Annotated in this window: 9 protein-coding genes; 1 reads left to right on the plus strand and 8 read right to left on the minus strand. The window is 65.5% G+C overall.

What is annotated here, in order from left to right:
* Window positions 1-66: 66 nt before the first annotated feature.
* The 3 genes from ACIBG0_RS05575 to ACIBG0_RS05585 form a co-directional block, all read right to left on the minus strand.
* On the minus strand, window positions 67-657 hold the full coding sequence (locus tag ACIBG0_RS05575) for a dihydrofolate reductase family protein (RefSeq protein WP_397029508.1): 591 nt from the start codon (window positions 655-657) through the stop codon (window positions 67-69).
* Window positions 658-781: 124 nt separating this feature from the next.
* Window positions 782-1,585, minus strand: a complete 804-nt coding sequence (locus ACIBG0_RS05580) for an LLM class flavin-dependent oxidoreductase (protein WP_397029510.1) — start codon at window positions 1,583-1,585, stop codon at window positions 782-784.
* Window positions 1,586-2,033: 448 nt separating this feature from the next.
* The gene (locus tag ACIBG0_RS05585) at window positions 2,034-2,468 is read right to left on the minus strand and encodes a hypothetical protein (RefSeq protein ID WP_397029512.1); all 435 of its coding nucleotides are present in this window, start codon (window positions 2,466-2,468) and stop codon (window positions 2,034-2,036) included.
* Window positions 2,469-2,849: 381 nt separating this feature from the next.
* On the opposite strand from ACIBG0_RS05585, the gene ACIBG0_RS05590 reads away from it, so the two are divergent.
* Entirely contained in the window at window positions 2,850-3,908 is a 1,059-nt protein-coding gene (locus ACIBG0_RS05590) for an endonuclease/exonuclease/phosphatase family protein (RefSeq protein ID WP_397029514.1), read from the plus strand.
* A 61-nt stretch (window positions 3,909-3,969) separates the two neighbouring features.
* On the opposite strand, the gene ACIBG0_RS05595 is transcribed toward ACIBG0_RS05590, so the two are convergent.
* From ACIBG0_RS05595 to ACIBG0_RS05615, 5 genes are all read right to left on the minus strand, one after another.
* Window positions 3,970-5,334 (minus strand): flavin monoamine oxidase family protein, encoded by a 1,365-nt coding sequence (locus ACIBG0_RS05595; RefSeq protein WP_397029516.1) that lies wholly within the window; start codon window positions 5,332-5,334, stop codon window positions 3,970-3,972.
* A 224-nt stretch (window positions 5,335-5,558) separates the two neighbouring features.
* A complete protein-coding gene (locus ACIBG0_RS05600) occupies window positions 5,559-6,548 on the minus strand; it encodes a hypothetical protein (RefSeq protein WP_397029517.1) in 990 nt (329 codons plus the stop codon).
* 557 nt (window positions 6,549-7,105) lie between these two features.
* Complete coding sequence (locus ACIBG0_RS05605) at window positions 7,106-23,518, minus strand: amino acid adenylation domain-containing protein (RefSeq protein ID WP_397029519.1); 16,413 nt, start codon at window positions 23,516-23,518, stop codon at window positions 7,106-7,108.
* A 298-nt stretch (window positions 23,519-23,816) separates the two neighbouring features.
* Window positions 23,817-24,221, minus strand: coding sequence for a hypothetical protein (locus tag ACIBG0_RS05610; protein ID WP_397029521.1), 405 nt, complete (start codon window positions 24,219-24,221; stop codon window positions 23,817-23,819).
* Between the two features lie 156 nt (window positions 24,222-24,377).
* Window positions 24,378-25,277, minus strand: a complete 900-nt coding sequence (locus tag ACIBG0_RS05615; protein ID WP_397029523.1) for a class I SAM-dependent methyltransferase — start codon at window positions 25,275-25,277, stop codon at window positions 24,378-24,380.
* Window positions 25,278-25,336 lie beyond the last annotated feature (59 nt).

Below are 25,336 nucleotides of genomic sequence, written 5' to 3' on the forward strand. Positions count from 1 at the left end.
GGAAGTACTGCGGTAGGCAGTAGCGCCGGCGCTGCGTGACGCATGACTGTTCGCCGGTCTCGGGGGTCAGCGTGCCCGGTCGTAGATGAGGGCGACCTCGCCGAGGTCCCCGGTTTCCTGATGTGCGAGCTGCCATTTCGAGGCCGGGAGGCCGTTGTCGAAGAGGCGTTGGCCGCCTCCGGCGATCTCGGGGCAGATGATGAGATAGAGCCGGTCCAGCAGGTCCGCCGCGAGGAGCGGTTTGATGATGCTCGCGCTGCTGTTGACGAGGATGTCACCTTCGCCGGTGGTCTTCAGTTCGGTGACGACGTCGGCGGCGGGGGCGCTTACGATGCGGGTGCGTTCCCACGGCGCTTCGGTCAGGGTGCTCGACAAGACCACCTTCTCGGTATCGACCAGCCATTTCGCGTAGCCGCGGTCGCGTGGATCGGCGCTGTCGTCCTGGGCGACCGAGGGCCAGAATCCAAGGAACCCTTGGGCATTCAGACGGCCGAGCACTGCCGTGGTGGCGTTCTCCCAGATGCGGTTCATGTGGTTTCGTGCGACGTCGGTAGTCGCGTAGGGGACGATCGCGCCCATGTCGGCAGGCCCGCCGGGGCCGTTGTAGCGACAGTCGAGGGTGAGGCTGATATTCGCGGTCACCTTGCGTCTGGTCATGGCTGTCTTCCTATTCGATGTGCGGAGTACGGTCTGGACATCGTTTCGTCGTAGGTAGCCACCGCACATCGGTATCGCTGTGCACTTTTGCACTGGCGCACCCACATCGTCGCTCGCCGCCCAACTAATGTCCGGCGAGCTCGGCGACGACCGGAGCGAACTTGTCCGCGCAGTCGGCGCCGAATACGAAATAGGAGAAACCGATCTCCTCGCGCCGCCGCTGGATTTCCTCGGCGGCGGCCGCCGGGTCATCCGGAAGTACGGTCAGTGCGTCCGCCGCGCGAAGCGCAGCAGGGTCGGTGTCGGGGGGTGCCATGTGCGGCGCGACAGTGTCGCCGATAACCGGCACGGCGAGCGCGAGCTCGAGGTCTCCACTAGTGCGGAAGTCGCGTGCCAGTCGCTCGACTTCGACCCGAGGCTGATCCCCCAGCGCGAAGGTCACCGTGTCTGCGACGTCGGCCGCCAGCGCCCGAGCCTTCGGACCGAGTACGGCCATCGCCACAGGCGTGTGCAGGTCGGGGCCGTCGAGATCCCGCAGCGCCTTGACGGTCTCGCGTATCTGGTCCAGCCGCTCGTTCGGCGGACCGACGGGCAGTCCCTTGTCGCGGAGTTCGTCCTCGATTCCCGGTCTGCCGGTGCCGATGCCCATCTCGAAGCGACCGTCGGTCAGTAGCGACAGCGAGTGCGCTTCCCACGCCGTCATCCAGGCCGGGCGGAACGGGGAGGCGTACACCCAGGTGCCCACACGCAGGTCGGTAAGGGCCGCGGCGGTGGCCAGCATAGGGCCGGGCGCCGGTTGCGTGAGCGGGAAATCGGGCACCAGCAGCGTCGAGTAGCCGCTGTCGGCGATGCGGCGCACGTGATCTCGCCACGTCGGCAGGTCGGTTCTCAGCGGGGCAACGACCCCGAATCGAAACGGTTTCGTCATGTCTGGATTCCTGTCTGTCGGTATATCCAAAGGTCTCGACGACGGGTGCACCCGAAATTCATCGGCAGCCGAGATCGTGTACACGCTCGAATGCCCTGAACTCAGCATGAGCGCGCAGTCTGAAGAGGTTCCGCCGTCCCGCGTCAACCTTGTGATCAGCTAGTTCCTGATCGTGACTCGAGACAGTCGTTGGGCGCCGGGGCGGGTGCCGTACTGACTACTGATGACGACGTGTCGCTGTGTCGGTGCGTTCAAAGCGCCGAAGGCAGCCATCAGGTGGTCCGCAATATCGCCAAAGGGTCTTGGCGGTCGTCGGGATGGTTCTGGGTCTCGCCGGCCACGCTCGCCACGTCAATTCGCTGATATCCCGATTGCCGTTCCCGTGGTTGCGGCCTGTCTGCGAAACTGCTTCGTGCGGAAGGGGTTTCGGGTCGATGCGCAGTGGTTGTCAGTTGGGCAGGAAGCAGCGGTCATTCGGCAGGGATTCGACGGTTCCAGCGGGCATGGTGACTTTGGCGCAGGCCAGCGTTGGGTACGAGCTGGGCGTATCGGAGTCGGCAGGGAAGTCGGCGCAATAGGTGATGGCGAGATGGTCGCCCACGGTCACAGTTCGGTTGAGCGTGAAGTCCGTTGGGGCGGGCTCGCGCGTGGACAGCGAATTCTGCTGTTGGTCACCGTCGATCATCAGAGTGCATTGCACGGTGGCGCCGGCGAGATCGGTGCTGATCTGACGCAATGTCGCGGTGACTGTGTCGCCCGCGGTGGTGATGGCTGCGCTGCTGGGGGGAATGATGGTGGCCTCGGCCAGGGCGGGGACAGCGATGACGGCCGCTGCGGCCGATGATGCGACGGTAAACCCTCGAATTGTTCTGCGTGCGATCATATGAATTTTTTTGTCCTTCGATCGGGGATAAGAGCTGGAAGTTGCGGTTGTGCAGCAGACATCGGCCGACAACCTGATGCTCATCGAATAGGTAGCCGACAAACATCGGTATTGTCGACGCGCCCGCCGACGGTGCAGTCGTCGCCTGGAGAAGCGACGCAGAGCCACGCCACCGTGGTCTACACCGAACCGGACCCTGCGAAGGACAGGTCGATGCGCGGTGGAGGTCAGCGGTCGAGGTCGAGCCCCCTACCGACAAGGCAGGCGTCGCGACTGAGGCCGCGGCCGGGCCTCACCGCCGTAGGCCCTCATCCGACCCCGGATGTGCGGCAAGGGCACGGCTGACAATGGTCGGCATCTCGATGGAGCGATGATGGTTTGATGAGGCGACGCGATGATGACTCGGGGTCGGCAAGGGCAGCGGCGGGCGAAGCGCTGGCGGCTGGTTCGAAGATTTCCGCTGCCGCACCCGGGCCACGCGAGATCCGGGTGCTGGCATTGAACACATGGCACAGCGGCAGCAAGGTCTTCGATGGCATCGGGCTGCTCGCCGATCTCATCATCGCGACGCAGGCCTCGATCGTGCTGCTTTCGGAGGCAACCGAAGCGACCACGGCCGTCACGGCCGAATTGATGCGGCGGGGGCGCGAATTCAACGCCATTGCCTCGCACGACACCGGAATTCTGTCGGTGTTTCCGGTCCAGGACAGCGCCGATCTGCAATGGATGGTCAAGGCGCGGTTGAACATCGGTGGTAAGCGCCTGACCGTCTATTCCGCGCATCTGGAGTATCGCTGGTACGCCTGTAACCTGCCCCGTGGGTACGGACCCGGAACCCCGGCGCCGGGTGAGTTCGCCGAGCACGAGTGGAACAAGCTGCCCGACGGTCCGGTGACCGACCTTGCCGTGATCCGACGCATCAACGCGGCCTCGGGCCGCCCGGATGTCATCAGCGACTTTCTCGCCGACGCGAAAGCCGAGATCGCCGAGGGGGCTTCGGTCATCATGGGGGGCGACCTGAACGAGCCGTCCCTGCTGGATTGGACGCCCGCGACAGCGAAGTCGTTCGACCACAACGGTGTGGTGATGGCGTGGGAGACCACTCGACGACTGCGGCAAGCCGGTTTCATCGATGCCTACCGATCGATGTATCCGGACCCGGCCACCCATCCCGGACTGACCTGGCCCTCGGACAACCTCGACGTGGATGTCCGCGAGCTCGCCTGGGCTCCTGAGGCCGACGAACGTGACCGTGTCGACTACATTTTCGCTCATGGTGCCGCGCTGCACCTGTCTGCCGTCGGCATCATCGGCCCGCGCGGGTCCATCGTGCGCGGTACTCGACGCCATGAACCAACCCAGGACAACTTCCTCGCCTCGCCCGCGCAGTGGGGCAGCGACCACAAAGGTATCTTCGCGACATACCAATTCGCCGACTGACAGACAGGCCGGGTGAGCTGCCGGATAGTAGGAAGGTGATCCGGCCGGATAGTTTCCGTCCTCAGACGGCGCTCACGGTCTCGTGCTCTAGCACTTCACGTGCCACCCGTTCTCCCGAGCGAACGGCTCCGTCGACCCAACCGCACATGACGGCAGAAGTCTCGGTTCCGGCCCAGTGGATACGGCCGCACGGCTCACGCAGAGCATGGCCGAACTGGGTGAGCACTCCCGTGGGTGCGTGACTGAGCATCCCGCCGCCGGAGTACCGTTCGACGGTCCAGTCGTGCTCGACGTAGTCGATCGGGGAGCCGGCCCTGTCGCCGAACCGCTCGACCAGTGCACCGAGTACCGTCTTCCTTCGCTCGGCCTCGTCGAGTTGTCCGACCTGCCGCGCGATGGGGCCCTCAACGATGACACAGAGGATCCCGGGTCGCCCGGTATCCGTGCAGGCGTCAATGGTGATGGTCGCGGGTGACCCCGGTACGACCGACTGCCCGGACAGTCCGTCGTGGCGCCAGAACGGCTCGTCGTACACGGCGGCAATCTTGATGATCGAGCCGCTCGGCATCCGCTGATGCAGAAACGATCGATCGACCGGCAACATGGGCTCATAGAGAATGTGACTCGCGATGGCCAGGGGAACCGCCACGATCGCCCGACGCGCACGCACGACCAACTCCTCCGCGCGCACCGTTACGCCGGCACTGTCCCGCTCTATCCGACGGACCGGCTGCGACAAGTGGATCGAGTCGCCGATCTCGGCCGCCATCGGCCGGTAGATCGCACCCATACCACCGACCGGCCGAGCATCCTGCGAGCCGTCCTTGACACCGAGGACGAAGTTCGGCCCTCCCGCCGATGCCATCTGGTACAGCACGAACAGTAACGACACCTCCGATGCGGCCGAGGTGTAGCAGCCGGCCACGGCGGTCTCGAGCAGGTCACGGGCGGGCCTGGACAACACGTTGTCATCCAGCCACTGCGCGAGACTTAGCTGGTCCAATCTGGCCGCCTGCTTCGATGCCCACGGCGCATCGAGGGGAACCGACTCGCCCATACGTCCCAACTCGAACAACGCCGCACCGAGGTTCATTGCCGCCCAAGGGCTCATCGTCCAAGGAATCGTGCCCGTGTAGCGGTGCTGCTTGCCATCGACCAGGATGATGGCTTCGCCGTCGGTGTACTGCTGATAACTCGGTACCCCGAACTCGTCCATCAGCGCGTGGATCCGGTCCTGCCCCGGTCCTACCCACGCACCACCTCGATCGATCCACGATCCGTCGGCGCGCACTTCGGTGCAGGTGCGCCCGCCCAACCGATCGCGGGCTTCCAGCACCGCTACCGATCGACCTGCTTGTTTCAGCCGCAGTGCGGCTGTCAATCCTGCGAAGCCTGCACCGATCACGCAATAGTCGACATCAGTCATGGCGAGCTGTCCTCGTATCGCAGTTCTGCGCACGGCCGTCGTAGGACCGGCGCACGATCGCGGCACCCTCGACACACCGGGTGCACATCGCCTTCGATCAGGTAGACGCGTCGAATATCCAGCAATTCTAGAGCGAATCGCGCGTCAGGATAAGCCGTTGGCCGAGCCGAGTCCCGTGCCAACGGCTGGGCCGGTGTCGTCGCGGTCGAGTTCGGCAGGTCCGGTCAGCGGTTCGGCGTGAAGGGTTCGGTGCCGAGCACCAAGCGCAGGCCCGAAATGCCGGAATGTGCTCGGGCGTAAGCCAATTCGTGGCTGATGTCACCGACGTTGTTGACGATGGGAAGTGAAATGGCAAGTGTTGATAGCGTGCCGAGCGCATAGCCATCGGGGTCGAGCAAGGCGCTGCCGCTATCGCCCGGGATACCGGGGATGGGGGCGACAAATGCGTGGGTCCAGCCACCGGCAGCGATATCGTCGATCTTGCTTTCACCGATCTGGGGGGACAGTCCGGCGATTCCGCCACGCAGAAGGGAGTTCCAGTAGCTGTAGAGACGGTCGCCGGCATTCGTGCCGGTGGTGTTGAGGCCGATCGGGCCACCCCAGTGCGGCAGGCTCGGGTTGACTTTACCGACGTCCTCCGGCGCGAGCCGCACCAACGCCAAGTCGTTGTAGGCGCAGGTATTGGGGTCCTTCTCGCCGATTTCCTGCATGGTCAGCCAGCTGCTGTACGCGAGTCGACCGGTGGAGGTGGTCGCCGGGCTGGAAACCGGCGAGAAACTGCGGTTGAAACCCACGTCGGTTCCCAGGGGAAGGCTACCGGCGGTGCAGCCATCGGTATCGGTGACCTGTCCCGTGGTGGCGCAGTGGGCCGCTTGGCCGATGTACACATGGCCGGTGTCATCAACGAAGACGTAGTTCGCCGTGCATTGGACCGCACCTTGGGTAAAGGTCTGTATTCCAGGGGTGATTACGGCGGAGCCGGCAGGTGCCCATTGATGCCCGGCCTGGTCGGCAGCAACGGTCGTCCCGTAGCTGGCACCGAAAGTGAAGGCACTCCGATGCGGCGACGCAGGCGTCGCAGCCGAAGCATGGTTGTCTGCTGAGCTGTCGGTGCCGGGCTCGCTGGCACAACCGGCGGCCAGGTACGTGCCGGTCGCGGCGAGTACGCAGGTCACCGGAATGGCGAACGCGCGGCGAAAACTGGACAGCAGCATGGATAGTCTCCTAATGGTTGTGAGGTTGACGATCTAGCGCTGGGGTGTGGACAGCAAAGCGCCCGGCGCGACGAGGTTGCCCAGCGATTGCATCCGGTCTTCTGCGGCCTCGGCCAGCATTGCGCAAACTTGTGGCGATACTCGAGCCAGTTCTGGAGCCCTGCGGCCGACTGCCGTATAAAACCCTATGACCTGCTGATCTATACCTTATTCATTTGCCATCGCTTTGTGATCAGGTATCGCTCAAAAGTAGATCAGACGCTGAGGGGAAAGCTCGCAAATTGTCAGCATAGCTACCTGGACCGGCTCGGCGAATCGCGACGCCTGCCCGCCGAGGCGATCACGCCCGCGATGCGGGCTCCAATCCACAGCCGAGACACGACGTGATCGACGCGACGCCCTGCTGCTGACCTCGGCCCGGTTGGGCGATCTCGGGACCGGTACGACCCTCTAGGCGGTAGCCGACCGTTGACCGCGTTCACCCCACGGCACGAAGGATCGCCACCCGCCTAGTCAACAGCAGAGCAGGATGACGAGCTGTCGTGGTTCGTGTGGTGTCACAGCCACTCGTGCAGGACCGCCGCGATGCGCCGGAGCGCCGCATCGGTGGTCATCCGCCAGTGTGTGGTGGCCACCGGATGGTTGTGCACGGAACCCGCCACTGCCGGAGTCCAGGTCGCGGCGCCGGCGGAACCCGTCGGATCATCGTGGGCGGCGGTGAAGTAGACGAGGTCCCCGTGGAAGGAGCGGGCACGGTACGCCGCATTGAGGGCCGCCGAACCGATCGCTGCGGTCACGACCCGTTCGATCCGCGCGGCCCCGAAGGATGCGAACGGCTCGGGGAGCGTGCTCAACCGCTGTGCCAGCTGAGACAAATCCACCGTTTCGTCGAGGCCGAATTCCGCGGCTCGAGCGCCGAGCAGTCCACCCAGCAGTTCTGGCACCGCAACCTCGATCCCCGCGACGGCGGCATTGTCGAGTCGACTGTCCATCATGCCGAGCAGCGCCACCTGTGCGCCCTCATCCTGGAGTTGGACGGCCATGGCATGGGCGAGCACACCGCCGAGTGACCAGCCGAGCAGGTGGTAGGGGCCCTCAGGTTGTACCGCACGAACGTGTTTGACATAGTGCCGCGCCCAATCCTCAATCGAATCCGGCAGGGGGTCCGCCGAACTCAGCGCGGGTGACTGTAGTCCGTAAATCGGACGATCCGCATCGAGATGGGCTGCCAGCCCGGCGAACGACCACGCGATGCCCCCGATCGGATGAATGCAGAACAGCGGCTCGGCGGTGCCGGAAAGCCGCAGCGGCAACAGCACATCGAATGCCGCATCGGCACCGGCACCCTCGGTGCCGCGCACACGCAACTCCGCGACGATGCCCGCAGGGGTGGGGGCGGTGAACATCCACATCACCGGAATCGTCTCGGCCATCGCCTCGCTCAATCGCGCCGTCAGCTTGGTCGCGATCAAGGAATTGCCGCCGAGTTCGAAGAAGTTGTCGTCCAATCCGATCCGATCCAGACCCAGTACATCCGCGAAGATCTCGCAGACCATGGTCTCGAGCGCGGTCGTCGGTGCGCGGAACGCGCGGGTCCCGAGCTCCGGTTCGGGCAGTGCCGCGCGGTCGAGTTTGCCGACGTGGCTCAGCGGGACAGCGTCGAGGACGACGATCGTCGTGGGAACCATATGGGACGGCAAGGTCCTTGCGGCCCAGAGGATCAGCCGATCCGGATCGATCACCCGGTCCTGGGCGGCAACCACGTACGAGACCAGAACCGTTGCCCCAGCGGAATTCTCCCTGCCGACCGTGACCGCGAAATCCACATCGGCATGGGCGGCCAGTACCGCGTCGATCTCGCCGAGTTCGATCCGGAAGCCGCGGATCTTCACCTGGAAATCGGCACGGCCCCGATAGTCGAGCTCGCCGTCGCGGTTCCATGCCACCAGATCGCCGGTGCGATACATCCGGGTACCCGGCTGGAACGGGTTGGCGACGAAGCGATCCGCGGTCAGGTCAGCGCGACCGAAGTAGCCCCGCGCCAACTGTCCTCCGGCCAAGTACAACTCGCCCGCGACACCGACCGGAACCGGGCGCAACCGCGAATCCAGTACGTATACCTGGCTGTTCCACACCGGTCCGCCGATCGGCACCGCTGGTTCATCGAACCTGCGCACCTGATGGCAGGTGATCGACACCGCCGCCTCGGTCGGGCCGTACAGGTTGTACAGCGATGTATCGGGCGCGGCCGCCGCGAATCGGCGCGCCAGCGCGACAGGCAAAGTCTCACCGATAGCCAGCACCTGGCGTAACGAGTCCGGCAGCCGACCCGTCAGCAATGCCTCCAGCATCGACGGGACCGTGTGCAGCGTGGTCACACCCTCACGTGCCATCAGTTCGTTCAGGTATTCCGGGTCGCGGTGGCCATCCGGCGCGGCAATTACCAGGCGGCCACCGCAGACCGCAGCCGACCAGAATTCCCACACCGACAAATCGAACGTCGCCGCCGTCTTCAACAAGACCGCGTCATCGACGGTCAATCCGAATTGCGCTGTCTTCCAGAGCAACTGATTGACAATCGCACCATGCGAGACCGCGACCCCCTTCGGGCGGCCCGTAGAACCGGACGTGAAGATCACATACGCCGCGTGCTCGGCGCGCAACGGCGCGATCCGCTCTGTGTCGGTGATCGGAGCCGCGTCCACCGAGGACAGGTCCAGTCGATCCAGCAGCACCACCGGCGCAGCGCAGGTCCCGAAACCCGCATCGGAATTGGTCAGCACACAAACCGGTGCCGCTGTCTCCAGCATGTAGGCGGTCCGTTGCGCGGGTTGATCCGGATCGACCGGAACGTATACACCACCGGCCTTGCTCACCGCATACATCGCGACGATCAGATCCACCGAACGCCGAATAGCCAATGCCACCCGGGACTCCGGGCCCACGTGCAACGAAATCAAATATCGCGCAAGCTTGTTCACGCGCGCATCCAGCTCACCGTAGGTGATCCGAGTACCATTCGCGGCGACCAACGCCGTAGCCTCCGGGGTGGCAGCGACAGTCTGGTCGAGCAGTGACACCAACGTGGTAGCGGTACGCACCTGGTGCGCGGTGTCGTTCCACACCGTGAGGATCCGTGTACTTTCCTCGGTCGCGAGCAGATCGATAGCACCGACCGACACCTGCGGATCCGCGATCACGGCATCGAGCACCCGCATGAAGCGGTCCACGAAACCGCGCACCGTCGACTCGTCGAACAGATCCGCGGCGTAGGTGAAAAAGCCGCCGATACCCGTCGGCGCACCGTTCTGGTCGTAGCTGTCGGCCATGATCACATGCAGATCGAATTGCGACAGCTGTCGATCCGTTTCCAATGCTGTGACGGTCAAGCCCGGCAACTCCATCCTGGCCGGGGCCAGATTCTGGAATGACAGCCCCACCTGGAACAGTGGATGCCGAGCCGTCGAACGCACCGGATTCAGCACCTCGACCAATTGCTCGAACGGTACATCGGCATGGGCGAACGCCTGGACGTCGATATCACGTTGCCGCGCAAGCAACTCCGTGAAATTCGCACCCGCATCCACCCGGGTGCGGAACACCAGGGTGTTGACGAACATGCCGATCAGCTCGTCCAGCACCGCCTCACCTCGGCCCGCTATCGGAGTACCGATCGCGATATCGTCAGTGCCCGACAATCGAGCCAGCAATACCGCCAATGCGGTATGGACCACCATGAACAGCGTGGCGTCCTCGGCCCGTGCCAACTTCGCCAGCGCCGCATGCGCACGCGCATCGATGCGAAACTCCACTCGGCCGCCGACGAACGACTGCACCGGCGGCCGCGGTCGGTCTCTCGGCAACTCGAGCTCATCCGGTAGGTCGGCAAGGGCGCGTCGCCAGTAGGTGATCTGTTCGGCTGCCAGCGAACCCGCTTGGTCCGCACTACCGAGCAAGGCACGTTGCCATACTGTGTAGTCCGCGTACTGCACGGCCAGCGGCGACCAATCCGGGGCCCGCCCTTGCGCCCGGGCCGCGTATGCCGAGGCTAGATCACGAGTGAGCGGGCCGCCGGAGTAGCCGTCACCCGCGATGTGAAAGACCACCATCCCCAGTACGAATTCGCCGTCCGCGGCCCGGAACAGCACAGCGCGGACGGGCACCTCGACAGTCACGTCGAAAGTCGTCGAAACCAGTTCCAGCACAGCCGATTCCACCTCGGCGGCACCGATGTCGCTGACCTCGAGTCGCGGTACGTCGGAGTGCGTGGGAGGCAGGACGACCTGCACCGGATCCGCCATGCCCGAGTCGACCACAGCTGGCTGCGGATATACGGTTCGCAGGATCTCGTGGCGCACAACGACGTCGGTGAAGGCCTGCGTCAATGCGGTGATATCCAGTTCACCGGTCAAACGGATCGCGACAGCAATGTTGTATGCGGTCGAGTCCGGATCGAACCTGTTGAGGAACCACATCCGTTGCTGTGCCGGCGACAGCGGAATACGTTCCGGCCGTGGGCCCGCCACCAGGGCGCGGCGGCCCCCGGTACCGGTGAGCTGGGCCACCTCCCGCGCACAACCCGCGACAGTCGGCGCGGCGAACAGCACACGTACCGGAACGCGGGCGTCCACGGCCATGCCGAGACGTGCCGTCACCCGCGTGGCAAGCAGCGAATTGCCGCCCGATTCGAAGAAATTGTCGTCGACGCCGATCCGCTCGATGCCGAGCACTTCGGCGAAGACACCGGCTACGATCCGTTCCACCTCCGTCGACGGCTCCCGGTAGGTGCGCGCCGTGAACTGAGGTTCGGGGAGGGCATTTCGGTCGAGCTTGCCGACCGCGGTCAACGGAATCTCGTCGAGCACAACAACCGACGTGGGAACCATATGTGCAGGCAGGCTCCGCGCTGTCCACCGCGCCAGCTGATCCGGATCCAGCGACCGTCCCATCACATATGACACCAGAATCGTGGCCCCGCTGGGGTTTTCGCGCCCGACTGTCACCGCGTAGTCGACGTCGGGGTGCGCGGCGAGCACCGCGTCGATCTCCCCGAGCTCGATGCGGAAGCCACGGACCTTCACCTGGAAATCCGTGCGGCCCAGATACTCCAACTCCCAATCGGTCGTCGCGGCAGTCGGTACCTCGACCCATCGGACCAGATCACCGGTCCGGTACATCCGGTCGCCCGGCGGACCCCACGGACTCGCGACGAAACGTGCCGACGTCGAGCCGGAACGCCCGTGATAGCCACGCGCCAGCGCCGGGCCCACCAGATACAGCTCACCGGTGACACCCGCGGGCACCGGGTGCAACCGCTCATCGAGCACCACCACCGACCCACCTGGTACCGGGCGGCCGATAGTTATGCGTTGTCCCGCAAGCAGAGTCGTATAGGTCGCGCCGATCGTTGCCTCGGTCGGACCGTATCCGTTGATGAAACGCCGACCCGGCTGCCACCTGGCCAGCAGTTCGGCGGTGGTGGCCTCGCCCCCTGCGGACACCACCGCCAGGTCATCCAGGCCGACGGGGTCGACAGTGCCGAGCAGCGCCGGGGTGATGATCGTATGGGTCACCCGTTCGCCGCGCAGCAGGTCATACAGTTCGCTGCCGCCGACGATATCCGGCGCGGCGATCACCAGGGTGGCGCCGCTGTAGAAGGCGCTGCACCATTCCTCGATCGATTGGTCGAAACTCGGCGAACACACATGCAGCATCCGATGTTGCGGCCCGAGTCCGAGCATGTCGACGGTGTGACCGACGAGTGCGCCGAGCCCGGCGTGGGTGACGGCGACCCCCTTGGGCAATCCTGTGGATCCCGACGTGTAGATCACATAGGCCGGATGCGATATGTGCAGCGGCGCACGCCGGTCCGAGTCGGTCACCGCGGCCGCCGAGTGGGCGGCGCAGCGCGCGAGTAGCGCGGGATCGTCGAACACCAGCCAATCCACCGTGTCGGGTAGACCGGCCGGTGCAGCGACCGTAATGCCCACGGCCGCACCGGAATCGGCCACCATATGCCGCACCCGGTCCACCGGATAGTTCGGATCCACCGGCAGATACGCGCCACCGGCCTTGGCGACCGCCCATACCGCGGCGATCATCTCGTACGAACGTCGCATCGCCAGCGCCACCACCGTCTCCGGCGCGACACCTCGCTCGATCAATACGCGCGCCAGCCGCGACGACAGCTCGTCGAGCTCACCGTAGGTGTACGCCCGCCCCCCGTCGCGCACCGCGACTCGATCACGCCCGAAACCGACTCCTCGGGTCAGGAACTCCGGCAGCATCCCGACAGTAGCGGGGGCGCCGCCGCCCATCCGGGTCAGCCACTCGTACTCGTCGTCGACCAACAGCGGCAGATCGCTCACCCGCGCCGCGGGCTCGTCCACGACCGCGGCTAACACTCGCACGAACCGCCGGGCAAGCAGCTGCGCCGAACCGTCATCGAAAAGATCACGCGCGAAAGACATTTCGCCGTGCATTCGGTCCGAGTCGCCAGTCGCGGCCGAGATCGACAGTGCCAGATCCCCTACCGCATCCGGCGGGCTCTGGAACGACAGAGCCACCTGGAACAGCGGATGCCGATCGGGCGACCGCCGCGCGTCCAGCAGATCGACCAATTCGTCGAACGGAATACCTGCGTGCGCGAACCCTTGCAGTTCACGCTGGTACGCCTCCGGTAAGAGGTCGGCGAAGCGTGCGGACCGATCCACGCGGTTACGCAGCACCAGCTCGGCGCGGTGGCCGCCGGGCGTCGGAGTGCCGATCGCGATGTCGTCGGCGCCCGATAGCCGCGCGAGCATTACGGCCAATGCCGTGCGCACCACCGCGGTCCATGTCGCACCCGCCGTGTGCGCAAGCCGTCGTAGACCCAGGCCTACCTCGTTCGGCACCGAGAACGCGACTTGCCCACGGATATCGGACCGCACCGCCGTGCGTGGCCGGTCCGTCGGCAGCTCCAGCCGATCGGGCAGACCCGCCAAAGCCGTGCGCCAGTACCGAGATCGGGTGATCGGATCGGCCGATTCGGTATCGCACCGCAGCGCGATATCGGCCGCGGTGCGGTCCGGGTTCGTGATCAGATCACTGAGCACGCGGCGCAGCCGATCGGCCACGGCCCGTGCCGTCTCGTCGGCGACGATGTCGCGCCGGTATTTCACCTGCACCAGCGTCCGGGTATCCAGGAAGACCACCACGGTGATCGGATAGTGCGTGAAGTCGGCCCCGCGCATTTGCTCGATCCGCAACCCGTCGATGGCGCCGCTGGCTTGCTGTAGCCCCGCGGCGTCGACCGGGTAGGACTCGAAGACCAGCATTGTGTCGAACAGTTCGTCCCCGGGGATGGCGGCCGACGGAGCTTGCGTAGTCAGGCACAGCGAGATGGCGAGGCGTTGGATCGCGGCGAGTCCGAGGTGGTGATGGTCCAACAGCGACGCTTGCTCGGCCTGCAATCCAGCCAGCAGGGCTCGCACCGTCGTGCCGCGATCGAACCGGATCCGCACCGGGATGGCATCCACGAATAGGCCGATCATGTCGCCGATACCGTCGAGCTGCGGCGGTCTGCCGGAGACGGTCGCGCCGAAGACGATATCGTCGCGTCCGGTGCTACCGGCGACGACCAGACCCCACGCTGCCTGTATCACCGTATTGGCGGTGACCTCGGTCGTAGCCGCGTACGCGGTGAGCGCCGAGGTCTGCTCGGTCGACAGATCGAATTCACAGACGCCGAATCCGTCGTCGACCGCCTCGGGCCAGGCCAGTTCAGGGGCGAGCATGGTCGCGGTGGCGCCGGTCAACACCTGTGACCACGCGTGTACCGCGGCCTCCCGGTCTTGCTGCGTGAGCCAGCGCAGGTAGTCGCGGTAGGGCCGGACCGGTGCGAGCAGTGACGTGTCGCCGCCGGTCGCGTACAGGACCAGCAGCTCCTTCATCAACAGCGGCATCGACCAGCCGTCGAGCAGAATGTGGTGTCCGGTCAACACGAGGTGGCTGTATTTTTCGTGCCCGGAGTCGTTGGTGTACACCGTGAATCGCAGCAGCGGTGCCACCGCCGGATCGAATCCGCGTCGCCGCTCGGCGACCAGCAGGTCCGCGAGCTCGGCCTCGGACACACCGTCGACAACCTGCCACGGCACCTCGACGCCGTCCACCACCAGCTGCACCGACGTCCCGTCGGCCGTGGGGACGAACGCCGACCGCAGGTTCGCGTGCCGGTCCAGAATCGTCTGCGCCGCTCGGCGCAACCGCCCCATATCCAGCTCGCCGGTCAGCTGCGCCGCCAGCTGGATGATGTAGGCGTCGACCGAACCGTCCAGTAGTTCGATGAGCACCCGCAACGAGCCCTGCAGCGGTGACAGCGGCAGCACATCCGACAGTCCGGGATAGTTCCGCCGCCACCGGTCCAGTTCGACCTGGGACACCCGAACCAGTGGCACATCCGACGGGGTCAGACCGCCAGCGGCCGGATGCTTCGAGTGGTCGGCGATCGCGGTGAGCGCGATCAGCCAGTCCTGCGCCAGCTCCCGCACCGCCGCCTCGTCGAGAATCGCGGCGGCGAAGGTGAACGAGGCCACCATCCGCGGGCCGTCGACGGTATCGCTGACGATCGTGTTGATGTCGATCACCGCGGACAGTGGCAGATCCGGATTCGGCTCCGCGGCAACGGCTCCCAGTTCTCCAGTCGGCAGCCAACCCACATCCGACCCGTTCTCGGGCACCGCGGCCGCGGAGACGCGGCCGAGGTAGTTGAAGCTGATCTGCCCGATCTCACCGGCGAGCGCGTCGGCGGTATCCGGATTCAGATGGCGGAGCATGCCGAAACCAATGCCTCGATCCGGTACCGAAAGCAGTTGCTCCTTCACCGATTTCAGCACCGCGGCGGTCGCCTCGCCACCGGCGCGGGCGGCCTCGATATCGATGCCGGACAGGTCGATGGCCACCGGACTGATGCTGGTGAACCAGCCCACGGTGCGGGTCAGGTCAGCACCGGGTATCGCGTCTTCCTCGCGGCCGTGCCCCTCGAGCCGCAGCAGTGTGATCGGAGCGTCGAGACCGCGCCGGGCCCGCCAGGAACGCACCGCCATCGCGAGCGCGGCCAGCAGACTGTCATTGGCGCCGCCCTGATAGAGCGCGGGAACCTTGGTGAGCACGGCCTCGGCGACCTCGACCGGAACCCGGATATCGAACACGCCCCTGGTCTGGAAGGTATCCGCGACCGGGTCCAGGGCGCGCACGCCGAACAGCGGATCCGGCGTGGCCAGAACCCGCTGCCAATAAGCGAGCTCCTCGGCACGGTCCGGTGTGCCAGCCGCTTCCACCAAACCGTGCGCCCAGCGCCGGAAGGAGGTGCCGACGGTGGGCAATGCCACTGGCTGCCCGGCGCTGCGCTGTGCCCACGCCAGCATTAGATCCGGGATCAGGATGCGCCACGACACACCATCGATCACATAGTGATGGACCGCCACGGCGACAGCGTCGCGCGCATCGGGCCTGCGCAGCCACGTGCACGTGATCATCCGGCCCGCGGCTGGATCCAACCGTGCCAGCGTGGAATCCATGGCCGCGTTGGCAATCCGGTTCAGCTCGGCCGCGTCGACACCAGCGGGCACCTCGATCTCGGCCACCAGCGCGTCGACCTCGATGACGCCTCGAGCCGAAACCTCGAACCGCCACGCCCCTTCCGCCTGCCACACCCGCGAGCGCAGCACGTCATGGTGGTCGAGCACCGCGCCGATCGTGGCCACTACACCCGCGCGATCGATCCCCTCCGGCAAACCGAGCAGCATGGTCTGCGCGAACCGACCGAACGAACCGTTGGCGAGGAACCAAGCAAGGACCGGAGTCAACGGGACCGCGCCGACACCAGCGCCGGGCAACTCCGCCAACACCGGGGCCGCCGACTTCGCACCGACCACGGCGACACGAGACAACCTGGCAACTGTCTTGTGCTCGAACACATCCCGCGTGGTGAACAGCATCCCGGCCGCCTTGGCCCGCGACACCAACTGGATCGACATGATGCTGTCACCACCGACCGCGAAGAACGAATCGTCGACCCCGACCCGCTCCACACCGAGCACCTGCGCGAAGAGCTCGGCAAGCCGCGACTGCACCGCTCCAACCGGAGCGCGCGACACCGCCGTCGAGAACACCGGCTCCGGCAACGCTTTACGGTCCAGCTTTCCATTCGACGTCAACGGAATCCGGTCCAATACCACAATCGCCGTCGGCACCATATGCGCGGGCAGGGTCGCGGTCGCATACTCCCGCAGCCCGGCCGGATCCGCGACCCGTCCCGGTGCCGCCAGTACATACGACACCAATGCCATTGCACCACTGGGCATTTCACGACCCAGCGTGATCACGAAATTGATATCGGCGTGGCGCCCGAGCACGGTATCGATCTCGCCGAGTTCGATACGGAAACCACGGATCTTCACCTGAAAATCGGTCCGACCGACATAGTCGAGCTGCCAATCCGCCGATGCGACGGCGAGATTTCCGGCCCGCTGCTCCGGTGCCGCGTACCAGCGCACGAGGTCGCCGGTGCGATACATCCGTGCACCCGGTCCACTCCAGGGATTGGCGACAAACCGCTGTGCGGTCAGCCCGGCACGGTTCCAGTAGCCACGCGCCAATGCGTCACCGGCCAGATACAGTTCGCCGGTGACACCGGGCGGTACCGGATTCAATCGCGAATCGAGCACGAACGCCGAGCTACCGAGAATCGGCTTACCGACCGTGATGTGCTGTCCCGCGATCAGTTCCACATTCGATGACATCACCGTCGCCTCGGTCGGACCGTAGGCGTTGAACAACCGGCGGCCCGGCTGCCACTTGGCCAATAGCTCCGGGGTCAGCACATCCCCACCCACGAACAGCACTTCCATCCGGTCCACACCAGCGGGATCGATCGTGCTCAACACCGCCGGAGTGATGATCGTGTGCGTCACCCCCTCGGTCCGCAGCAACTCGCCGAGTTCCGGTCCGCCCATGACATCCGATGGCACGACCACCAACGTCGCCCCGACCGAGAACGCGCACATCCATTCCATCACCGACGGATCGAAACTCGGCGAACAGATATGCAGGTACCGGTGGTGCGGTTCGAGGCTGTACTGGCCGACCGAATGATCGACCAGATCGCTCAACCCGCCATGGGTTACCGCGACCCCCTTGGGCAGGCCCGTCGAGCCCGAGGTGTAGATCACGTAGGCCGGATGCTGCGTTCGCAACGGCACGATCCGCTCGGCATCGGTGACCGTGTCGGCGGACTTGTCGGCGCACAGCAGCGCCGTCGCCGGTGCGTCCAGTACCAGCCAATCCACCTCGTCGGGCAGCTGATCGATATAGTCGGACGCGGTAATGCCCAGGGCCGCACCGGAATCGGTCAACATGTGCCGCACCCGATGCGCGGGATGGCCCGGATCGATGGGCAGGTGCGCGGCACCTGCCTTGGCGATCGCGATGGCCGCCAGCACCATCTCGTAGGAACGCGGCAGTGCTACCGCGACCGCCAGTTCGGGACCGACACCTCGATCGATCAAGACTCTCGCCAACCGCGACGACTGGTCGTCCAGTTCGCCATAACTGATCGACCGACCCTGGTATCGCACCGCGACCCGTTCCCGGCCCAAGGTGACTCCACGAGTCAGCAGATCAGGCAGCAACCGGGGCGCCCGCACGTCATCGTCGTCGACGCGGGTCAGCAGGGCGAGTTCGTCGTCGCTCAGCAACGGCAGCTCACCGATCGGATGCCCGGGGTGCTGCACCGCGGCCGCCAGCAGCCGGAGGAATCGCTCGGCGAAAATCTCCACGGTGCGGCGGTCGAACAGATCGGTCGCGAAGGAGAGGCTCGCGGCGATGTCGGCGCTGTCTCGGTTCTCCCGAATGTGCAGGGACAGATCGAAACATTCGGGTGCGACGGGAGCCAGATCACCGGCGGACAACATCACCTGTGCCGGCGACCGGGCCGGATCGAGCAATTCCACCAACCCGTCGAAGGGCAGGTCTGCTCGTGCGAATGCCCGTAGTGCAATGTCTTTCGCGTTCGCGAGCAGATCCTCGAAGGAGATTTCCCCCGGTACCCTGGTGCGCAATACGACCGTGTTGACCGATCCGCTTGTTTCGGCGGGAGTGGCGACCGCGATGTCATCGGTACCCGATAGTCGCGCAAGCAGTACCACGAATGTCGCGTGTACGACGGTGAACACCGTCGTATCGTGTGTCCGTGTGAGCTCTTGTAGCCGGTGCCGCAGATACGCGCCGATCTCGAATTCGACGCACGAGTCGGCAAGGGAGGGGATCGCAGGCCGGGAGCGATCCGTCGGCAGGTTCAGCTCATCCGGCAGTCCTTGGAGTGCTGTGCGCCAGTAGCGCGTCTGCGAGATCAGATCGCCGCGATCATCGAAGCAACGATTGATTTGCGCAGGCGTGCGCTCCGGCGTCGCGACGAATTCCCCGATCAGCACTCGCAATCGCGCGGCGAGTGCCTGCGCGGTCGCGGTGGTGATCATGTCGCGCCGGTACTGCACCTGGATATGCAGTTGGGTGCCCAACTCGATCACGACGGCCACCGGATAGTGCGTGAAGTTGCGACCTTGGAGATCGACGATTTCCAGCCCGTCGATGCTCGCGTGGGCCTGCCGCAAACCCTCGGTGTCGACGGGGTAGGACTCGAAGGCCACCAGAGAATCGAACAACTCATCCGCACCAGCGGCGCGCTGAATTTCGGCCAACCCGATGTGGTGGCAGTCGAGCAACGAAACCTGTTCGGACTGAAGCCGACTCAGCAGTTGCCGCACCGGCGCATCGGAGTCGAACCGAACCCGAACCGGGACGGTATTCGCGAACAGGCCGACCATTTCGTCGACCCCGTCGACCTGGGGCGGCCGCCCGGAAACCACCGCGCCGAATACGACATCATCGCCTCCGACACAGGCTGCGAGCACCAGACCCCACGCCGCCTGGACCACCGTATTGACGGTGACCTCGGTTGCGGCGGCGAACCTCAGCAGCTCCGCTGTCTCGGCAGGTGACAGCTCGACCGCGTAGCTGCCGTGGCCATCGGCGGCCGTCGTGGGCGGCGCCAGCATGGTGGCCAGGCGAGTCGGCGTCGGACCTGCCAGTGCTGCGCGCCAGGTCTGTTTGGCAGCGTCCCGGTCGTAGCGCGCCAGCCAGGCGAGATAGTCCCGATACGGCCTGACTCGCGGCAGCGGCGTCGAATCACCGTCGGCCGCATAGGAAACCAGTAGCTCCTTCATCAGCAACGGCATCGACCAGCCGTCCAACAGGATGTGATGCGCGGTCAACACCAGATGTACTCGTCCGGAGTTCGCGCGATACACGGTGAATCGCAGCATCGGGGCTACCGTCGGATCGAACCCGAGGTGTGCTTCGGCGGCCAGGAGTGAGGCCGGATCGGTGTCGGATGTGTCGACGATCCGCCACGGGACCGTCAGACCCTCGGCGACGATCTGGACCGGGGTGCCCTCGACCGAAGTTCGGAACGCGGCCCGCAGGATCACATGCCGATCCAACATCGCCTGCGCCGCCCGCCGTAGGCGGTCCAGATCGATCACGCCGGACAACTCCACCGCCAACTGCAGCAGATAGGAATTTGCCGAATCGTCGGAAAGTTGTGTCAGGAAAAGCATTCCGAGCTGCAGGGGCGACAACGGCAGGACATCGACCAGACCCGGGTGCTCGCGCTGCCAGATATCGAGTTCCGCTTGGGTGATCCGCACAAGCGGGACATCCGCCGGAGTCAGGCCTCCGGCCGCCGGATCGTGTACATGTCCGGCAAGCATGGTCAGTGCGGCCACCCAGTACTCGGCCAGCTCCCGCACGCAGGCCTCGTCGAGAATCTCCGACGCGTACGCGAACGACACATTCATCTGTGCGCCCGCATCGGAATCGGTGACGATCGCGTTGATATCCACCACGGCGGCCGCGGGCATCGCCCGATCCTGGTCGGCGTCCGGTGCGCCCCAGTCGGGGGTCGGCAGCCAGCTCCGATCCGTGAGCGCCTCCGGCACGTCGCTGGCGGAAATCCGACCGAGATAGTTGAAACCGATCTGGCCCAACGCAGCGTCGAGTTCGCCCGAGGTATCGGTGTCGAGATGGCGCAGCATGCCGAAACCGATGCCTTTATCCGGCACCGCGAGCAGTTGCTCCTTCACCGTCTTGAGCATCGCCGCGGTCGCTTCGGCGGTACTCCATGCGGCATCGGCGTCGATGCCGGACAGATCGAGCACCACCGGATACATGCTGGTGAACCAGCCGACAGTGCGGTTCAGGTCCGCGCCCGCCACGGCGGCTTCTTCACGACCGTGTCCCTCGAGCCGGATCCGAGTCGCCGCGGCATCGACTCCTCTTTTCGCCCGCCATGAGCGCACCGCCAGCGCCAACGCCGCGAGCAGACCGTCGTTGACTCCACTGCGATACAGCGTCGGCAACTCGGTCAACACCGCATGGGCGACCTCGGCCGGCACCGTAACGGTGAAATGCCGCACCGTTGCCATGGTGTCGACGACCGGGTCCAGTGCCCGCGCGCCCAGCAGCGGATCAGCCACGGTCATAACCTGCCGCCAGTACGGCAGCTCGCTGGTACGGTCCGCGGCCGCCTCGACCAGACCGTGTGCCCACCGTCGGAACGACGTGCCGACCGCGGGCAACTCGATGTGGTGCCCACCAGCGCGTTGCGCCCATGCGGTCACCAAGTCAGAGATCAGAATGCGCCACGACACGCCATCGACCACGTAGTGATGCACGGCGATGATCAGCGCATCCCGGCCGTCCGGTCGAGACAGCCAGGTGCAGGCGATCATCCGCGTCGATGCCGGGTCGAGCGCGTCGAGGGCGGAATCCATTGCCGCACTGGCAATTCCGCATAACTCATCGGTGTCCAGTCCCGCGGGCATGTCGACGCGGGTGAGCAGTGCGTCCACATCCACCGCACCCGGTGGCAGAGTGTGCAGCCGCCATCGCCCGTCGACGGACCACAGCCGTGCGCGCAGCATGTCGTGGTGGTCCAGCAACGCGGCGAGCGTGGCCACCAACCCCGCCCGGTTGATGTGCTCGGGCAGGGCCAGCACCATCTGCTGGGTGAACCGGCCGAACAACCTCCCTCCGACGAGGTGGGCGGCCAGCACTGGTGTCAGCGGAATTTCCCCGACACCGCCGCCGGGCAACTCCGCGAGCTTGGGCGCGGGTTCGGCGCCGACCGACGCGACCCGCGCCAACCCGGCCACGGTGCGCTGCTCGAATACATCCTGAGGGGTGAACAGAATCCCTTCTGCCCGTGCCCGCGACACCAACTGGATCGATAGGATGCTGTCTCCACCGGCGGCGAAGAACGAGTCCTCCGCCCCGACCCGCACACCGAGCACTTGGGCATACAACTCGGCGAGCCGGGATTCCACGGCGCCCACCGGCGCACGCGACACCGCCGCCTCGAACACCGGGTCGGGCAAGGCCTGCCGGTCGAGCTTTCCATTGGCGGACAAGGGGATCGCGTCGAGCACAACGATCGCGGACGGCACCATATGGCCGGGCAATGAGCCTGCGACGAAGCGCAGGAGTTCTCCGGCATCAATGGAAATGCCGTTGCGCGCCAGCACATAGGAGACCAGTACGGTCGCGCCGGACGGTGCGAGCTTGCCGAGCGTCACGGCATATTCGATATCGGGGTGACCGGTCAGTGCGGCGTCGATCTCACCGGGCTCGATACGGAAGCCGCGGATCTTGACCTGGAAATCCGAGCGTCCCAGATATTCGATCGCGCCATCGGACATGCGCCGCACCAGATCGCCGGTGCGGTACATCCGCACGCCAGGGATTCCGGCTTCCCCGCTGAACGGATTGGCCACGAATCGTTGCGCCGTGAGCGCCGCGCGCCCGAGGTAGCCCCGCGCGAGCGCAGGGCCGGAAAGATAGAGCTCGCCGACCACGTCGGCGGGTACCGGCCGCATCCGCGAATCCAGCACCACCGCACCGACTCCCGGCAGGGCGGTACCGATGGTGATCGGTCGCCGAGGCGCCAATTCGGCGCTTTCCGTGGCGAGAATGGTGACCTCGGTGGGCCCGTAAGCGTTGTAGAAAGACCGCCCGGCGACCGCCCACCGCTCGACCAGGCCGGGGCCGAACGCGTCACCCGCGACGACAACGACCCGCAACGCGTCGAGTCCGACCGGGTCGACCGACTCCAGCGCGGCGGGCGTGATCAGCATGTGCGTGACACGCTCGCGACGTAGCAGCTCGGCCAGTTCGCCGCCGCCGAACACCGTCGGCGGTGACACCACGAGCGTCGCGCCGGAACTGAAGGCAAGCAGCAGCTCGAGCACCGATACATCGAAGTTCGGTGAGCAAACGTGCAGCACCCGCGAATCGCCGTCGACCGCGTAGCGCTCCCGCTGAGCGTTGACCAGCATCGCAAGACCGGTGTGCGTCACCACAACGCCCTTCGGGCGACCGGTGGAGCCGGAGGTGTAGATGATGTACGCCGGATGCTGTTCGGTCGGTGTGCCTACCCGGTCGACGTAGGAGATCGGATGTGCGGGTCGTGCCGCGATCCGCTCCCGATGCAGCGGATCGTCGATGTCGAGCCAGTAGATTTCGGTGCCGAGACGCGGGCGATGTGTCGAATCGGTGAGCCCGAGCACCGCCCGTGAGTCGGCGACGATATATGCGCTGCGCTCCGGCGGCAGGGTGGGGTCGACCGGAACGTAGGCCGCACCGGTCTTGGCGATGGCCCATACGGCCAGCACCGATTCGATCGAGCGGGTGAAGCCGACGGCAACGACGTCGCCGGGGCCAATGCCCCGCGCGATCAGTTCCCGCGCCAGTCGCGATGAGGACTCGTCCACCTCGGTGTAGGTGAGTTCGCGCTGATCAGCCGGTTCGCCGGTCGGGTTGTAGCTGATCGCGATCGAGTCGGCCGCGGATTCGACCGCGGCGGCCAACAACTGCATGAAGAGCGGGCTACTCGATCTGCGGCGAATTCGACCCCGAACAGTGCGACGAACCCTATCCATTCGAGTACTGCAGTCCTCTCGCGTCGAGACCAGCCGAAACCCACGAACCCGGCCGGATCCCGGACCACCGTTGGCGGACCAGTGTCGAACACAGCGAGAAGGAATCGATTTTGGAGTATTTGTGACCTATCAAATCACAAGCACCGGCGTCGTGAGGTCACATGGGTTGCATCCGGGGCTGGTCACTCACCTGTTGCTGGGTACGTGGTGTCTCGATGCCGCGTAGTCCGTTGCCTTATTGCACGGTGAATAGCTTCGCCTGTCCGGAGACAACCGTGTCGTTGCGGTCGACGAGGGCGACTCGCACCTGGATTCGATCCGACTGCATGGGTTGCCGGCCAGGGGTTTCGGTCATCGGGATGCTCGCGTCGTGTTGGGTATTGTCGCAGGTGACGGCGTTCTGAGCGCCCTGGGCGGCAGGACCGTCGGCGGTGGGTTCGCCCATCATCGCCTGGATACTGGCCACTCCGTCGGAGTCGTCGCAGCTGTAGGTGACTTGAACGATGGTCGGTCCGGCGCGGGAGATGTCGATGGTCGCAGCGGCGAGAGCGGGAGCAGCCGTCACGACCAGGACCGCCGCTGTTGGTGCGAAGACGGTCGCGATGCGAATGGTGCGCAGACAATTCCTCGAAGTCGTCATGGATCTCGGTTCCTCCTGTGTAGCGGGGATGAATCGCTGAACACAACGGGAAGAGAACGCGGTACTTGCCGTGCCGCACCCATCGATGGTCCCAGCCTTGGAGCCTGAGTGCGTGGAAAATTCGCTAGGGCGCCGCGTCGCGCTTGTCCTGCGGGATCACCGGTGCTTCTCGGCGGATATGTAGGACGCCCGCCGTAACCGGTCGAGGAGTTCGGCGGGAAGCTCGGCGGGTAAGTCGGTGATCGGGCGACCGTAGGTGGCGGCCAGGTCGAACGGGGTGACGCGGTGGACCGACCAGTTGTGCTGGGCGAGCCAGTCCCCGGGATCGGCGCGGGCGTCGTCGTACCACAGGTCGTGCACGTTCAAGTTGCCGAACGGATTGGGGCCGAAGAACTTTTCCTCCATGTCGAAGTGACGCTGGTCCATACCGCGGCCGAAGTCGTCGGTGGCCACGCAGCTGCCGGGCGCGGACAGGGAGTCGATGCGTTCGAACAATGCGTCGTGCGCCGAACCCGGCAGGAATGGCAAAAGCCCCTCGGCCGACCACGCCGCCGACCGTCGCGGATCGAAACCCGCGGCAGTGAGCGCGGCGGGCCAGTCGTCGCGCAGATCTACCGCAACGGCGCGCCGATCGGCCCTGGCCACGGCACCGTGCTCGTCGAGCACCTTGCTCTTGAACTCCAGCACGCGGGGCTGATCGATCTCGAAGACGACCGTGCCAGCGGGCCAATCCAGGCGATATGCCCGCGCGTCCAGACCCGATGCCAGGATCACTGCCTGCCGCACACCCCGCTGCCACGCCGCGGCGAAGAACTCGTCGAAGAACCTTGTCCGAACCCCCATGAACCGCCCGAACAATCCGACCGTGCCCGCCGCCGGTTCGTCCAGTTTCTGCAGAAAGTGCGGTTCACCCGCCGCCTCGACGAACCACGCCGCATACTCGTCGTGGATCATCGGTTCGGGATCGAGCGTCTCGAGTGCGCGAAATGTGGCGACCCCCAGGGCGGTCAGACCCACGCTCGTCACGATGTCCCAGCTGTCTCCGTCCGTTCGCATAGATATCACCCCGTCGTGTCAGCGATCAATGGCAGGTCGTTCAGCGGTTATCGATCAAG

This window comes from Nocardia sp. NPDC050630, from assembly GCF_044457245.1.
Classification (GTDB): domain Bacteria; phylum Actinomycetota; class Actinomycetes; order Mycobacteriales; family Mycobacteriaceae; genus Nocardia.

What these genes read in the sequence shown, in the direction of transcription:
- ACIBG0_RS05580 (WP_397029510.1), bottom strand. Translation starts at nt 1,585, where the DNA reads ATGACGAAACCGTTTCGATTCGGGGTCGTTGCCCCGCTGAGAACCGAC.
- ACIBG0_RS05590 (WP_397029514.1), top strand. Translation starts at nt 2,850, where the DNA reads ATGAGGCGACGCGATGATGACTCGGGGTCGGCAAGGGCAGCGGCGGGC.
- ACIBG0_RS05615 (WP_397029523.1), bottom strand. Translation starts at nt 25,277, where the DNA reads ATGCGAACGGACGGAGACAGCTGGGACATCGTGACGAGCGTGGGTCTG.
- ACIBG0_RS05595 (WP_397029516.1), bottom strand. Translation starts at nt 5,334, where the DNA reads ATGACTGATGTCGACTATTGCGTGATCGGTGCAGGCTTCGCAGGATTG.
- ACIBG0_RS05610 (WP_397029521.1), bottom strand. Translation starts at nt 24,221, where the DNA reads ATGACGACTTCGAGGAATTGTCTGCGCACCATTCGCATCGCGACCGTC.
- ACIBG0_RS05575 (WP_397029508.1), bottom strand. Translation starts at nt 657, where the DNA reads ATGACCAGACGCAAGGTGACCGCGAATATCAGCCTCACCCTCGACTGT.
- ACIBG0_RS05585 (WP_397029512.1), bottom strand. Translation starts at nt 2,468, where the DNA reads ATGATCGCACGCAGAACAATTCGAGGGTTTACCGTCGCATCATCGGCC.
- ACIBG0_RS05605 (WP_397029519.1), bottom strand. Translation starts at nt 23,518, where the DNA reads ATGCAGTTGTTGGCCGCCGCGGTCGAATCCGCGGCCGACTCGATCGCG.
- ACIBG0_RS05600 (WP_397029517.1), bottom strand. Translation starts at nt 6,548, where the DNA reads ATGCTGCTGTCCAGTTTTCGCCGCGCGTTCGCCATTCCGGTGACCTGC.